At 49.9% G+C, this 14752-nt stretch carries 14 protein-coding genes and 1 pseudogene; 2 read left to right on the forward strand and 13 right to left on the reverse strand.

Annotated elements, in window-relative coordinates:
* Positions 1 to 202: 202 nt before the first annotated feature.
* Positions 203 to 448, forward strand: a complete 246-nt coding sequence (locus tag HMPREF1986_RS13740; protein ID WP_334290753.1) for a DUF4491 family protein — start codon at positions 203 to 205, stop codon at positions 446 to 448.
* Between the two features lie 32 nt (positions 449 to 480).
* Here the strand turns inward: HMPREF1986_RS13740 and HMPREF1986_RS02815 are convergent, their stop codons facing one another.
* The 5 genes from HMPREF1986_RS02815 to HMPREF1986_RS02835 all read right to left on the reverse strand — a co-directional run bounded on the left by HMPREF1986_RS02815 (position 481) and on the right by HMPREF1986_RS02835 (position 6310).
* Complete coding sequence (locus tag HMPREF1986_RS02815; protein ID WP_021773236.1) at positions 481 to 1977, reverse strand: DUF438 domain-containing protein; 1497 nt, start codon at positions 1975 to 1977, stop codon at positions 481 to 483.
* Positions 1978 to 2103: 126 nt separating this feature from the next.
* Positions 2104 to 3423: a putative ABC transporter permease gene (locus tag HMPREF1986_RS02820; RefSeq protein ID WP_021773237.1), complete on the reverse strand. Its 1320-nt coding sequence runs from the start codon at positions 3421 to 3423 to the stop codon at positions 2104 to 2106.
* Positions 3424 to 3505: 82 nt separating this feature from the next.
* The gene (locus HMPREF1986_RS02825; protein WP_242837343.1) at positions 3506 to 4471 is read right to left on the reverse strand and encodes a hypothetical protein; all 966 of its coding nucleotides are present in this window, start codon (positions 4469 to 4471) and stop codon (positions 3506 to 3508) included.
* A gap of 225 nt (positions 4472 to 4696) precedes the next feature.
* The gene (locus HMPREF1986_RS02830; protein ID WP_036599012.1) at positions 4697 to 5647 is read right to left on the reverse strand and encodes a 2-hydroxyacid dehydrogenase; all 951 of its coding nucleotides are present in this window, start codon (positions 5645 to 5647) and stop codon (positions 4697 to 4699) included.
* A 117-nt stretch (positions 5648 to 5764) separates the two neighbouring features.
* Complete coding sequence (locus HMPREF1986_RS02835) at positions 5765 to 6310, reverse strand: GNAT family N-acetyltransferase (protein WP_021773240.1); 546 nt, start codon at positions 6308 to 6310, stop codon at positions 5765 to 5767.
* Positions 6311 to 6508: 198 nt separating this feature from the next.
* Between HMPREF1986_RS02835 and HMPREF1986_RS02840 the strand changes: the two genes are divergently transcribed.
* Positions 6509 to 7030, forward strand: a complete 522-nt coding sequence (locus HMPREF1986_RS02840; protein WP_021773241.1) for a type II toxin-antitoxin system HicB family antitoxin — start codon at positions 6509 to 6511, stop codon at positions 7028 to 7030.
* 109 nt (positions 7031 to 7139) lie between these two features.
* On the opposite strand, the gene HMPREF1986_RS13480 is transcribed toward HMPREF1986_RS02840, so the two are convergent.
* The 8 genes and pseudogenes from HMPREF1986_RS13480 to HMPREF1986_RS02880 all read right to left on the reverse strand — a co-directional run bounded on the left by HMPREF1986_RS13480 (position 7140) and on the right by HMPREF1986_RS02880 (position 14607).
* The gene (locus tag HMPREF1986_RS13480) at positions 7140 to 7427 is read right to left on the reverse strand and encodes a hypothetical protein (RefSeq protein ID WP_242651680.1); all 288 of its coding nucleotides are present in this window, start codon (positions 7425 to 7427) and stop codon (positions 7140 to 7142) included.
* 260 nt (positions 7428 to 7687) lie between these two features.
* Positions 7688 to 9307: an IS1634 family transposase gene (locus HMPREF1986_RS02850; RefSeq protein ID WP_021773242.1), complete on the reverse strand. Its 1620-nt coding sequence runs from the start codon at positions 9305 to 9307 to the stop codon at positions 7688 to 7690.
* Positions 9308 to 9476: 169 nt separating this feature from the next.
* A complete protein-coding gene (gene mcrC / locus HMPREF1986_RS02855; RefSeq protein ID WP_021773243.1) occupies positions 9477 to 10517 on the reverse strand; it encodes a 5-methylcytosine-specific restriction endonuclease system specificity protein McrC in 1041 nt (346 codons plus the stop codon).
* Entirely contained in the window at positions 10514 to 12694 is a 2181-nt protein-coding gene (locus HMPREF1986_RS02860; protein WP_021773244.1) for an AAA family ATPase, read from the reverse strand. The genes mcrC and HMPREF1986_RS02860 overlap by 4 nt, the downstream gene beginning before the upstream one ends.
* A 53-nt stretch (positions 12695 to 12747) precedes the next feature.
* Positions 12748 to 13644, reverse strand: a complete 897-nt coding sequence (locus HMPREF1986_RS02865) for an IS3 family transposase (protein ID WP_196806091.1) — start codon at positions 13642 to 13644, stop codon at positions 12748 to 12750.
* A 12-nt stretch (positions 13645 to 13656) separates the two neighbouring features.
* Positions 13657 to 14001: a transposase gene (locus HMPREF1986_RS02870; protein ID WP_021773246.1), complete on the reverse strand. Its 345-nt coding sequence runs from the start codon at positions 13999 to 14001 to the stop codon at positions 13657 to 13659.
* A 47-nt stretch (positions 14002 to 14048) separates the two neighbouring features.
* Positions 14049 to 14408, reverse strand: a pseudogene (locus HMPREF1986_RS02875) (BrxA family protein).
* Entirely contained in the window at positions 14389 to 14607 is a 219-nt protein-coding gene (locus HMPREF1986_RS02880; protein WP_021773249.1) for a hypothetical protein, read from the reverse strand. Before HMPREF1986_RS02880 ends, HMPREF1986_RS02875 begins: the two are co-directional and overlap by 20 nt.
* Positions 14608 to 14752: the final 145 nt, after the last annotated feature.

The raw sequence follows: 14752 nt of genomic DNA on the forward strand, positions 1-14752 counted from the left end.
AAATGCCGGAACAGCCGCCCGTGTATACACGGCGTCTGTTCCGGCGCTTGACGGGGACTTATACAGTAAGGTACCATGAGTCTTACGATAAGTCAAACGCTCCAGGCTTCCCTTTCGGGCAGCGGAGTCATTCTATTTTTTCAGAAAGGGGCAAGTCTTCATGAACTGCTTCGGATTGGCCATAGGCCTCGGATCCTTCCTTATGATCGGTTTTTTCCACCCCATCGTCGTAAAGAGTGAATACTACTTCGGAAAGGGAATATGGCCCCTTTTTGCCATAGTCGGCATCTTCTCGCTCACCGCGTCCCTTCTCTGGAAGGATCCCCTCCTGAGCTCTCTCCTGGGCATTTTCGGAAGCAGCTGCCTTTGGAGTATCCGAGAGCTCCACGAGCAGGCGCATAGAGTGAAAAAGGGATGGTTCCCCAAAAATCCGAGGCGGAAGCGCTGATCCTCCTCCCCTTCTCCCTTCCGTCTTTGCTCTCAATCCTGTTTCTTCAGAAAATGCTCCTTCGCAAACTCCATATCCTGCACAAACTCCGCGGTCCCAAGATAATTTCCGTCCCTGTCCCGGACCGCCGTATAATTTACAAGCATCGTCCTTCCGGCCTTTTCCATCCAGATCTGCACACTGCTCTCCCTTCCCTCCCGGAAGCTTTCGATGATGCTTCGGACCATCGGCTCCACCTTCGGGGGATGGCAGCTGAAGACCTCCCGGTCGATGGCCATGCCGGGCCTCTTAAAGACCTTCGGCCCCTCGTTGAAGAAGCGGTTTATATTCTCCGCATCCACAAAGCTGATCTCCATCGGGATCGTGTTGAGAAGTGCCGTGAGTTCAGAGAGCTTCAGATGTCCTCCCGGGAGGAAGACCTCCGCTTCCTTCAAGAAGGCCCCTCCTGTACTGCGCGAAAGAGAGGAAACACCGCTCTGTACGCTGCCCTGTCCCGCGCTCCCAGAAAGCGCCTCTCCCCTCTCCCAAAGTACAGGTTCTATAGAGAAGCAGGCGGCATAATCCTTTCCGTCCCGGTAGATCCCGGCCCACTCCTCCTCGGAGAACTTTTCCCGGCAGAGCGGAAAAAGGATATTCGTCTCCTTATAGATCATCTCCTCCATCCGGGAAAGGACCGAGGAGAGCCTCTCCCGCCACGAATCGTCTCTCTCCTTCTCCCCATCGAGCTCGGAAAGATTGTCTCGAATCTCATCATCCACGCTCCACATCACATCGGACGGACCTGAGATCCCATAGCGGACCTTCAGGAGCGGATAGAGGAGGTCTCCTTTTTTGGCATAATGGATCGATACCTCCCTCAGACCGGGAAGACTCTCCCCGCAGTCCCCTCCATCCGAGAGCTCCTTCCGCAGCTTCTTGATCCGCTCCGCGAGAGCCTCGTTCTCCCTCGCAAACCGGCGAAGAGGATGTCCCGCAGGAAGCGCCTCTCCATCCTGCTTCTCCTCCGGAAGCTTCTCCTCCTCCGTCGCTCCGTGAAAGAGCGCCGAATGGAGGTCGCAGAGCTTCTGAAGCTCCGTGATCTTCGTCCCCTCCTTCATGAGCTTCTGCTCCGCATCCATGATCTCGGAGGCATCTACCGTCCTAAACCTTTTCGCAAAATCCGCCCGGACCGTCTCCAGAGACTCCCCATCGGAAAGCCGTTTCAGATAGCTCTTCAAAAGCTCCTCGGACTTCTCCTCCCTCTCTTCCTCCTCCGGCTCCCCGGCGGCATCCCCTTCGGATGGCGGCTCCGCCTCCCCGTCTCCGAAATCCAGAATCAGACCGTGGGCGCGAAAGCTCTCCTTGATCTTCTCCATGGGAATCCCCTTCATCCGGGATCCCTTCTCCAGATTCATAACTCTCCCCACGCTCTTTAAGACGGCATCCTTTTTGATCTCGGAAAATCCCAGAGAAAGCATAATATCCCGAATCTCCGGATACTCCTCCACCAGCTCAAAGATCGAGGCTCTGCCATTGATTCTCTTTTCCATATCGCGGTACTCCTTTTTCCAATGCCTGCCGTTTCGGCAAATCTGCGGAATCACATTTCGACGCCATCATTCTATAACAAAATGCGGCATTGGCAATGTTGCACCCGCAACACGAATTAGCTCCTTCTAACTTCCCTCCGACAGAAACTTCATATTGGGCCAAAGCCTCTCTATCCTGCTCTCCGGATAGAACTCGTCGATAAATTCCTCTGCGACATTCCTCGCCTTCGGCTCCCGTTTCCTGTCCACGGCCCGGAGCATGACCGCCGCTGTGACCAGCATATCGCAGGACAGGAAGAGCACGATGCACCAGCTCAAAATCAATCCGATCAGAGGCGGAATTCTCTCGATCCCGGAGGAAAGCGGAGGGTAGGCAAAGCGCAGCCAGAAAAGGGAGAGAAGGCCCCAGAAAAGCATGAAAAGCAGATTCGTGCGCCCGTCGATATTGAAGGGCATCCCGCTGTAGTCCCAGAATTTCATGCCGAATACCACCTCGGTGAAGACGGAGCAGAGGTACTCGAACGCGCCGCCAAAGAAAAAGCCCAGGAGAAAGATCGGAAAAGCGCCCCGCTTCTCCATCCTGGATAAAAGCACCGTGAGAACTACCGCGCCGAGCCCCCACACGATGCTGAACGGCCCGAGGACCAGACTGGAGCGGCGCATCAGAATCCCCGCTGTGAGAAAGACATAGCCGGTCTCGATGAGATCCCCGATAAATGCGCAGAGAAAGAGCACCCATATGAGCTTCTCCAGGCTGAGTCCTCTCGCAAATACCGTCCCCTCGCCCAAAAGCATCCGATCCGATCCGTAAATCCCCGCCTCTGAGCTTCCCTTCAGGGAGGGATAAGCCCGGTAAAGCCGCTCCCAGAGCCTGCGCGAAATCCTTCTCCCGAGTCCGAGCTTATTTCTCTCCAGAAAATTCGTTTCCGGACTCCCCCAGCGCGCCACGACATAGATCAGCAAAAAATCCAAAAGAAGGAGCAAAAGGAGGAGGAGCGCTGCCGTCCTTAGCAGGATGCGCGGAAGGAGAGAGAAAAGAAAAAAGAGAAGCGGCTGCAGGACCACGAGAGCCGAAAGATAGAGAAGCGTCAGAAAAAAAGAGAAGAGAAGCCTGCCCCGGAACTCTCTCAGAAGGGAAAAACGAAGCTCTCTCCGGACCTTCCTCTTCCAGAGGCGCTCCGATAAAAAGTCCGATATCCCTCCGACTGCCAGAGTCAGAATCCAGGAAAAGAAAATTTCCTGAAAAATGCCGCCCTCCCCGGCGTAGCTTTGCAGGATCAAAAGCCCCATCATGATTCCGTGGGGCAGAAGGAGAGGGAGGTCCAGGGCACCGCAGTTCACAAAGCGGTGCTCCCTTAAGCTGTAGTAAAGCGTCGCGATCAGCCAGGCCAAAAAAGCATAGAAAAAAAGGTACAGGATCCAGTCCGCTCTATGAAAAAGCCGCATGCCCACTCCCTCCGAAAAGAAGCCATGATCTGGAATCTTAGCCTAATTTCCTCGCTCTGTCAAAGGGAAGGCGGAAAAGCGGCTATCCTTTGCCTCCCTCCAGCATGGCCCTTCCGATCGCCTCATACACGCGCTCTCCCTCCTTCGGAACGCAGTCCTCCACCCAGTTCCACCAAAAATAGCCTCCGACATAATTTTCTGACTGCTTCTTCATGGAATAATAGGACTTCGCCATACGAATCCTGCTGGACTCCGTCGCATCCTCCGCGGTATTCCCGCACTCCCCGAACCCGACCTTCGCCCCCGGAAAGACCTTTTCAAATTCCGGGAAGACAGCCTCCCAGTTTGGAAGATAGCCCTCATTATCGTCCTCATAATAGCTGATCAAGGCAAAATCCACCTGCTTTTTCAGCTTATCCGGCAGATGTTCCGACATCCAGCGGAAAAGATCCTGATCCTCCGGCCTGGCGTAGTACATGGTCAATGCCGTCTTCCCGCCCATAGAGCGGATATATTCATTCGCGCTCTCCACCTTTTTCACGATCAGCTCCGGATCCTGTCCGATCCACTCCACCCCATTGATCTCATTTCCGATCTCCCAAAGGTCCGTATAGGGAGCCAGAACATTCCAGCAGTCCTGAAAGCGCCTCCTGTAGGAGTCCTCGTCCTCATAATACTTCATGTAATAGGAATCCACCGGACAGGCCATGACGAAAGCGACGCTGTGGATCGCGGAAAAAAGCTCCTTATAATCCTCCGCGCTGCTCTCCTGTGACATGACGATCCGAACGGTCGGCTTCACCGGCATCCTCCTGATGGCAGCGACCACATCCTCTGTTTTGATATCGTCATCCCAGGCATCGTCCACGGTGATCCCGTAGATCCAGTGATGGATATCCTCCGTGCGCTGCGCAGGAGCATCCTTCCCCCTGCCGCCCGCAAGGAAAACGCCGGCGACTACAATTCCTGCAAAGAACAAGACTGCAGAAAGCATTCCCAAAAGCCTTCTTCCTCCGCGCTTCCCCCCGGTCTTTTCCAGATTCGCCATCTTCTCCTCCTCTCCCGCTCGCACTCCTGAAAAGCATCCTTCCTGTCCTGAAGCTGATGCTCCCTTTTTCGCTCCTTCGATGAGCCAAAGCACAGATCTTTATGAAGCGTCCCTTTCATGGTGAAATATTCCGTAAAGCAAGATCCATGGCCTTCGCCGCTCTGCAGGGCGATGCAAAGCATTTCTCAAAGTATCTCTTTTAGATCTCCTTTCCCGCTGGTCCCTTCACGATACTACGTTAATGGGCTTTCCCTTCAGAAAGCCGTTCACATTGTCTGCCAGAATGGAAAGCAACCGCTGCCTGGTCTCCAGTCCCTTCCAGCCCATATGCGGTGTCAGAATCACATTATCCAGCGTGTAGAGCGGGCTGTCGGCTTTCGGAGGCTCCATTTCCTGGACATCCAGTCCCGCTCCGGCTATGCTGCGCTTCTCGAGTGCTTCGATCAGCGCCGCTTCCTCGATCAGGGCGCCCCGTGAAGTATTGATGAGGAACGCGCTCGGCTTCATAAGGGATAGGGCTTCCCTGTCGATCATATGCCTTGTTTCCGCTGTCAGCGGGCAGTGCAGAGAAATATAATCGCTCTTCTTCAGCAAGCTTTCGAGGGAAACATAGCGAAGCCCCTCCTCATCCTCCCCCGGTGTTCTGGTATATACTAAAAGCTCCATATCCATAGCCCGCGCAATCCTCATGACGGTTCTTCCGATATGCCCTGCTCCGATAATCCCAAGTATTTTTCCGTTCACCTCGACATGAGGGAGCTGAAGATTTTTCGTGAAATTCTCATGATTTCCCTGTGCCAGCATCTTCATCTGGAGCTGCATGCTGGAGCTTAAATTCAATATCATCATAATTGCAGTATGGGCTACCCGCTCCGTGCTGTATGCCGGAACATTGCAGACCGTAATCCCCATCTCCCGGGCCGCGGCAAGATCCAGATTATTGTATCCTGTCCCTGCCTCGCAGATCAATTTCACAGACTCCGGGAACCGATGGATTAGATCGGCACTCAGCGGCAGTTCCTTCGTCACAATGATGTCCGCCCCCTGAATCCGTTCCAAAAGCTGTTCCGGAGCGCTGTCCTCGTATACCTTTACCTCAGAAGACAAGATAGAGAAATCCAGTTTCCCATCAAAATTCATTTTCTGCGAATTCAAAACGACACATCTGTCCTTCATATATCCATCCTCCTTACTCTGCGTATTGGTCCAAAGAAAAGCAGCTTCGTTTACAGCATCCCTTTCCGCTGCCGTTAAGATGTTTTTGATCACTAAAAATATTTACTCATCATTTATTCACAGTTCCATCCTCATATAAATGACTTCCTGATAGCCTGTAAGTCTGGACTTAAACCCTCTCGGATTCCTGCCGTATTCCACGAATCCGGCCTTCTTGTATATTGAGACGGCGCTTTCATTTTCGGCGACAACATTCAGCTCGATCTGTTCATATCCTGCTTTCCCGGCGCAGTCCACACAAGCATGAAGCAGGGCCGTACCGATCCCAAGATTCCAGTATGCCTTATCGATGCTGATGCCAAAATCGGCACGATGCCGAATTTTATCCCTCTCCCCTATTGCCCCGATTCCGGCAAGGCCGACCAGAGCCCCCTCGACCTCGGCAAGTATCTCAATCTCCTTTTCGCTTTCCCTCTTTTCCTTAAGATACTTTGCTTCCTCTTCCACTGTCATTGTATTTTCATCCGGATAGGTGAGCAGATAGTCCGTCTGCCCGTGCGTCAGAATGAAGTTTTCCAAAGCGGCCTGCCCATCCCGTTCATTCCCATTTCGCAGGATACACTCCCTGCCATCCTTCAATTTTATTTTTTTCAGATACTCCATTGTTCTCCTCTGCAGGCCGGAATTAGTCTGTCGTTATATGTCTCATCCATCGGCTTCCCGACCAGGGCTGATTGTAAATGGATAATTTTTATTCTAGCACAAAGAAACAGTGAACGGGATAAGATCTTCCTTACGAAAATCGTATGCTGATTCAGAACCGACAGAAGGACAGAAACCGCGTCCGAGCAATCGCAATGGATGCAAGAGTTGTCTCTGCCAGTTTTTCATGATAAGCCCCGCACCGCTATAGCGTTTGTCTGTGCTGAGGAATCGCTCATTTACAAATATTTTTATATGTGCTATTTTGGAATATCTATAAAAAAAGCAGAAAGATATTTTTACCCCGCAGTATTTGGGTATGAAGACGGCAAAGAAATCTCCGTTTTCTTTCCCGATCTTGATGTGGCAACCAGCGGAGAAAATGAGCAGGACGCTCTCATCTCCGCCCGTGAACTGCTCGGAATAACCATGTTCGGGCTTGAAGAGGATGGAGAGCCCATTCCGGAACCATCGCAGCTTTCGAATCTTCAAACCACAGGTAATGAGCGCGCCGTCCTGACCGACGTCTATATGCCGTCCATCCGTATGGCAAATGTAAATAAAGCTGTAAACCGTACGATCACTCTTCCGGCATGGCTCAACGCCGCTGCTCTTGAACGCAACGTCAACTTTTCACAGGTTTTGCAGGAGGCGCTGAAGCAGAAATTGAATCGGACATGACACAAAGATAAAAATCGCCCCGATGCCGCCGGCAGAAAGTATGCGTCCCGTGGAGTACGAAGGTAAGCACTTAATAAAGAGGGCGTTTCCAATCTCAAAAAAATATGGATCAAACAAGCTTGATTTGAAAGCCATTGTTTTCCACAAAAGCAAAACCTTCCGGCGTTTTCGTCATCCGCAGACGCATATAGTCCAGCTTGTGGCGCCCAAGCATGGAGCGGCACTCTTTTGTTTTCATTTCGCAAAAGTCCGTCTTGAAGTTTTTAATGCTGCCGCTTTGGGTCAGTTCCGTAACAACCCTCACGTCTGTGCAGCGAACCAGTTCTTCTTCCAGATTCAGAACCTGCGGCAGGAAAACGATTTTCAGCTTTCCACAATACCGGGCAAGAAGCTCCAAATTCTTTTGAAGGTTTGATGTCTACGATACATCCGTGTCAAATACCAGCACCACAGTTGTCCCCGACCGAATAGACAATATCTGTGACTTTGGAATCAGATTTTGCACAACATTGAACACTTTGATCTTACCGGGAATTAGCCTTTCCGGTGCTTCCTTCAGAGCGGCTATCAACTGCCGTTCACAGGGACCTTCCACATAGCAGATGCACCTATTGTTCATCCTAGATTCCCGCAACACATAACTATGTAGATTGAAAGTTACTTCATCTCCGGTGCTGCCGGCAGCGGCTCCACGCCGAGATCGCGATAGATTTGTTCCTGCTTCTTCAGGACTTCGCCCTGAATTGCTGCCTTTCCGGGTTCCCGGAAGCATTCGATGACATCGAGCTCATCAAGAAGTTCCTGCATCGTATACCTTGAAAATAATCCTGCTTCCTCCATCTTTTTCTTGATGTAGGAAAAGTAAATCAGTGCCACAAATTCAACAAAAAGCTTGCCTTCCAGTGAACTTTCGGAGGAAGTTAATGTTCTGCGCAGGTTAAGACGCTCCTTGATGTTCCAGAAAGCTTTTTCGATGATATCGCGCATCCTGTACAGGCGGAGTGCTGTGACCGGGTCCTTCACTTCGTTGCCGATCAGGACAAAGAATCCACATCGATCTCTGACAGAATCTATGGCTTCCTGCTTGTAGGAAAGAGAGATTCCTCTTTTGGGTGTCTCTTTGACCTCGAAGTACTTCCGGTAGTCTTTCTCATGCTCCGGTACGCGCTTTCCGGAAAGGAGTTCCGCTTTAAGGGCATCCAGCTTCCTGTTCAGAGCCTTACCATCATCGGAAAACTTGTCCGGATTGAAATACAGGTGGAGATACATGCGGCGCTCTTCCCGGATCGTATCGCCTTTGTAAGGACGTTCCTGTTCGTAATCCCATGCGATCGTCCTGGAGAAGACATACAGCTCCAGATCACTGTTATAGTGTTCACAGCGGTCTTTCTCTGCTCCGATTTCACGGATGGAATCCTTCGCAAACTGCAACGCCGCAGAGGTGCTGCACAGAAACTTCCGATGCTCTTTGTACAGGACATTGATGTTATCCGCGCTGTAGTATCCACGGTCCATGACCAGCTTGATCTTCTCATAGCCAGGGACATCCAGTTCGCGGAGCAGTTCACGAATCGTTTTGACGTCCGGAATGTTTCTGGAAAGCTTACGGTAGTAGAACGGCAGGCCGGAGTTTTCTCCGAAGATCAGGGTCAGATTGATCTGCGGAAGCTTTTCCCCATCCTTGTTCTTGCCGTGCTTGACCTGCCTCAGGCTCTCAGAATAACTGGATATAGAAGTGCTGTCATAAGCCCAGTATTCCTTTTCAATCTGAAGCTTTCTCTGCAGGCGGAAGAACTGCATCTTTGCGTCCTCCGTAATGGACTGGAAAAGCTCAGAACTCCTTTGAGAGGGAATGGTATTCCCGTAAGGGCGTTTATGGAACATGGCCCACCTCTTAAAACGGAAGAGCGGATTCCGGTCCTCCAGGATCAGGTAATAGGAGATCGACTGGATCTGTTGATAGGTATGCGGAAAACAAGTCTTTAAATCCGCTGTTACGCCGGTAACGATGCCGATCTGGTCGAATAGATAAGTGGCACCAAAGAAGAGCCGTTCCGTCTGTGTAACAGGTACCGGTCCTCTTTTTGCAAGAGGATTAAGGTTCTTTATGCTGCGGCGTTTTCCACGGCCATCGGTCGGAACGACTTCCCCCTTGTCCGGATCCAGTCGTCCGATCAGCGTCCTTTTAGAACGGGGCTGCTTTTTAGCCCTGTCCCAGTAGGAAGTTGACTCGTAAACATATGTGATGCCGCTGCGCTTATCAAGCTGTTTAATCATAGATGCCAAATTTTATCAGTATTTATGCGGCTTTGCAGCACTTATCACAGTGATATCCTAGTGTGGAATCACGGGAATGTAGGATATAGGTATGCTGTTGCTGTAGCTGTGCTCAAAAGCGACACCCCTTTCTGCTATCGTTAAATTGTTTGGTATCGTTAAAAGCTATCTATGCCGCAATTCCAAAGTGCTCTGCTGCGATCTTATACAGCTGTGCGGCAACATCTGAAAAATCACAATTCAAATCCAGCGTTTTAACACTTATCTTGTTTCCACTCATCTGGTATGTATTGTTAGGCTGCACCGCTTCCTCGGTCTGGGCATAAAGCAGCATTCCCGAAACTACATGAGGCACCTCTGCAAGTTCAGAATCCTTGTTCTTAACGTAGGTAAAAATCTGATAGAGGTTATTCGAGTGAAGCGTATGCGTGTCATACTGCGCCTGTGTAGTGTGCGAATAATACTTCGCATCGATGATGAGGACCTTATCCTCGTAGGAAAGCATGATATCGCTCTGCATAACCGGGAGCATAGCTCTCATTCCATCATCAACGGCCCAAGGTATCTGTGAAGCGCTGGCCGATATCTGAGGGAACTCCCTGCGATAGTATTCAAGGATAAACTTCTCATACAGACGGCACATCCGCTGCTCGTCCAAGAAATCCATCAAGCGAGTCGTTCCATCCGAATTTGTCTGCAGCAGCCCTTTGACTACCAAATAGCAAATCGAGATCAACATCCGGTATGTCTGATTATTGCGGTTATACTGCACATTCCAATTGATGGTATGAACATCGAGAAGTTCTACATCTCCGAAGAATACCAGCAGCTTTCGGAGCTCCTTTTTCCGGGCCTTGGAAATATCAGCATGAAGAAGCAACTCCATTGTCGTTTTGATGATTCGATTCATGTAGGAATTTACAGAAAAATCATCATAGGAACAAATCAGCTGCTTTTTAAGCATGCTTCTCGTTTTTATTGACTCGGATATCTCAATTCGACCACGCAGCGAAGACAGTGATTCTGTCTGCTCTATGTACTCTCGTCCAAGCCCGCGTTTTAACTGTACTGAGATACCCTTTGCCAGAATCGCTGCGCATAACTCCGCCACATTATTAAATTGTTCCGTCGCTATATTCTTATAGCCCTGCTCGTTTAGCACTTGAAAGGCATAAGACAGCATGTAGTAAATATTCTGAATAGGTATCACTTAATAGCGCTCCTTAAATTGTTGATCCAGCCCTTTACCTTAACAGGCTCATCAAACCAGTATTCCTTTAACAGCGGTATCAGCTCAAACTCCACAATACCTGAAAGGGTCTGATCGGTGGCCTTATCGAGATTACAGAAATAACTGTGTCCAATGCAGAAACCTTCGCCAAGCGACTCATCTGCCGCAATTACCGCATTCAGATTTTCAACACAGTTTATAAGGCTATCAAATTTCTCGCTGGCGCGGCTCATCCGATACTCCCTAAAACCATCAGTCTCAAAACCGGGCTTCATCTCATAAAATGCGAATCTTCTCCGAAGAGCATAATCCAGCATTGCCAAACTGCGGTCCGCCGTATTCATCATTCCGATGATATAAACATTGCTCGGAACAGAAAACTTCTCGTCCGAATAGAGCAGCTGCAGCTCCACACCACGCTTGTCGCTTTCAATCAGCATAAACAGCTCACCGAATATCTTGCTCAGATTGCCACGATTGATTTCATCGATGATAAAGAAGTAGTCGTTTTCGCTGTCGATCTCTGCCTCTTTGCAGAAATTGTAAAATGCACCGCGTTTAAGCTCAAAGCCTTTCTCAGAAGGACGGAAGCCCATTATGAAATCTTCGTATGAATAGCTCTGATGGAACTGCACCATCATTACGCGATTCGGGTCCTTAACACCCATCATCGAATAGGCCAGCCTCTTTGCCGCGAAGGTCTTACCAACTCCCGGTGCACCTTGCAGGATGACATTTTTCTTGTTGCGGACGAGAGCTACAAGAGTTTCATAGCTGTCTTCATCCATATACACTTCTTCATGGAACTTCTCTGCATCGTATGCAGGGTATTCGATTTCCTGCTCTTCAACATCGTCGATGGTGTCGCTTTCAAACATGGCGTTCAGCTTCTCGACGTAGTCTGTATATGAGGTGATGTCAGTCAGCGTTTTCATAACAGCCTGACCGGGATGATCCCATTCACCCTTATGCGTCCAGTTTACTTTTCGTACATTTTTGTAATGCTGGCGGCTCGGGTCAAACTCGTATCCCGATTCTACGACACCACGGCCAATAACGAGATGCCTTCCCTTTTTTGCGAATACAACATCACCGGGCTTCATTTCATTGGCAAACTGCCATGTAGCGTGTGCAGCATTTCTATATGGCTTGGAAGGATCAATCTTTTCCTTCATAGCCTGCTTCATCCCATCCTTGCTGCTGTAAGCGCTCAAATCACCAATCGGGTCCCATCCGATTGCCATGATCCCGTTGTTATAACACTCATCCCAGATTGTTGCTCCATCACCGGGAGAATAAATCCAATAATGAGTAGTTTCCACATCCTCATCCGCTAAAGCAGCACCCTTGGTTTCGCGCTCGGCCTGCACCTTTTTAGCACAATTCTCTTTGTTGATTTCCTCTGAATACCGCCAAGCCTCAAAACTCAGCTCCTTGAAATCCTTCAGAGCACTCTCATCGCTCTGCAAGTAAGCTCGCAGTTTTTCAACAATGTCAAAATACCCCGAGGACGGAATTTTCGGTTCAATAGTCGGAAGCGTCTGTACCAGTTCGGCTGGTATCTTCCCGGACTCATAAATGTACCACGTGTTGCGCTGGTCCAAATTCAAGAATGCATTAGGCGCGATCCAGTACATTCCCATCGTTATTTTGCTGTTGCCGTTTCCTCTTTTATTGATGGTCAGATCAAAATACTTCGAGAGCTTTGTGCGATTGTCCGTTGTCGGGCTGGCAGCGTATGCGAGGGCGGATTCAAACAGCGACCAGAGGTCATCGATATCTCTATCCTCGCGGTCTCCCACGAAGTAATAAAACGTAGCATTCTGGTTATTGAGCACCGGGATGCTGTCCAACGAGGTCGGCACAGGTGTGGTAACACCAAATAAATCCGCAACAGCAGAAATAATCTTTTTCCGGTTAGCCTCTTTCATGGAGCTTTTATTGAACAGGCCAAAAACGGTGAACGGATCAATGTCCACAATCTGGTTATCCCGCTCAAGGGTAGGAAGATTGATGCCCGTAGCTTCATAAATCCTCCTGACCTTTTCCACCAGCTCCTGCCGGTTATCCTTGTACTGTAATAACTTGCTGGCCAATTCCTTATAGAAATCCACCCAGTCAAATTGGTTTGTGATAACACCGTTCATTTCACTCATGTCAGTTACCTGATATTGTCAATATCACTTGACACATCTTCTACACGGAACTTTTATGCATCCTGTCCCAGAGAGTCATAATACTGCTGTCCCATGACCATCGGAGGAAGGCCGCCATTTGCTGTGCAGATACGCCTGTTGTTCCAATAGATGATGAAGTACCTCCAGATCAGAGTTTTCCGTTCGCTGATGGTCATCTTCTTCGTGTCGTACCGCCCATACAGGAGTTCCTCTTTCATCCTGGCCCACATTGCTTCACAGCGCGCATTGTCATGACATCTGCCGCCATCACTGTTCATGCTCTGTACGATACCGCAGCGAGCAAGTGCGGCACGGTAGACTGCACCGGTGTACTGGCTTCCGCGGTCACTGTGAAGGATTGCTTTTTCGATACCGGGGAATGCCTTATGTGCGTTCTCTACCGTGGATACACAGAGATCTGCCCTCATCTTGTCCGCCATGGAGAGCCCCGGAACGCCGAGATCAAAGCAGTCAAAAATGGCTGAGACATAGAGTTTGCCGACCTTCGTCGGGATATCGGTAATATCCGTGATACATTTCTGAAGCGGCTTCTCAGAACGAAAGTCGCGTTTTAGAAGATCATCGGACTTCCGGGCATTTTTATCCGTCTTCGTGATCCCATTTGGTTTCCGCTGTGGTCTGTGGCGTAGTCCGATTCTCTCCATGATCCTGTAGACGGTCCTCTCGCCGGGGATGTCTGCTTCCGGATCCTTTAGTTTCAGGGCATCATGCATCCGGCTGCGGCCGTAGGTATCGTTCCATTCCTCCTCTGCCACGACAGCGCACATCTTATCTGCAATATCCTCGTATTTCCATGGGGTATTCCGGCGTTTTAAGAAGCAGTAGAATCCCTGCCGAGAAACAGGGAGCACACTGCAGTAAAAACGCGATCTTTCCCCTTCTCCGGTCGCCGTCCGTCTTTCGTTCAAGGAACCTCATCCTCAGACCTTTGGAGACTTCCGACGGCTCGCTGCGAAAAAAGCGCTTGCCTCTGCGAGAAACTCGTTTTCTTCTTTCAGTCTGGCGTTTTCTTTCTCCAGGCTGCGATTTCGCTGTCTGAGCTTCTGCACCTCCTCTGTGAGGCTCATTGCGGTTTCCGGAGTGTGGGTACCCGGTCCGAGATCCAGACGCCCCTCCCTGACTGCTTTGCTCCATCCATAAAGCGTATCCACGTTGATCCCGAGCTCCTTGGCTGCCTTGCTGAAGCCGATCTCCCGACCGAGCTTTACGGCCTGGACTTTAAACTCTTGGTCGTAAACTTTTTTCTGTACCATTTTGACCTCCATCTTCACCTGATTTCTTATTTAAATCCGTGAATGAGAGGTGTCAAGATTTATGATACAACATCACTTCCAAGAATCATCTTTTCCCGCACGAGCTCATACACAAAGTCAAAGAAGAGGGTATCATGGAGAAGGGACGCGGTAAGTGCGAACAGCTTCTGCGCCGAAAGATCACTGCGCATGAAAATCGGATAGAAGCTCTCGTCCAGCGACTTTATGCGGGCTGTCACTGTAGAATAAATCTATCTTGCCCGCGTTTTCGTCGCTGCGCTGTAGAGGTTCCCCTCTTCATTCCGCCTTTTGGTATCCGCATATGTCTTTCCTTCACTCAAAAGCTGCACAGTTTTTCGAAATTCCATGAACCAGAACGAAAATTTTACCGCCCCGGCACTATACGGTTTTCTCTCCATCCTCGTTCTCTTCCCTCCTGGATCTTATTTTAATATATTTGCCGCTCTTGATCCTTGCATCCTTCGGCTTCTCCACTTCAATCGGGATAATCCACTGATAGCCCAGTTGCTCGGCCTCCTTGATCCGGCCCTCTGTGCATAAGGTCTGTACTCTTCTCGTGCAGATACCCCATTTTTCAGAGGCCTGCTTTATCGTCATAAAAATCCATCCGGAACCTCTTCTTATCTGAAGTCCTCTGCGGCAGCCTGCGATATTCTGTCTTGCATTTTACTCCCAAAAGCGAATGAAATCAATCGCAAGCCGCCGCGATGACGGCGTAAGTTTACTGTAGGATTTGATTGTG

The sequence above is a fragment of the Oribacterium sp. oral taxon 078 str. F0263 genome (genome assembly GCF_000469565.1).
Classification (GTDB): Bacteria; Bacillota; Clostridia; order Lachnospirales; family Lachnospiraceae; genus Oribacterium.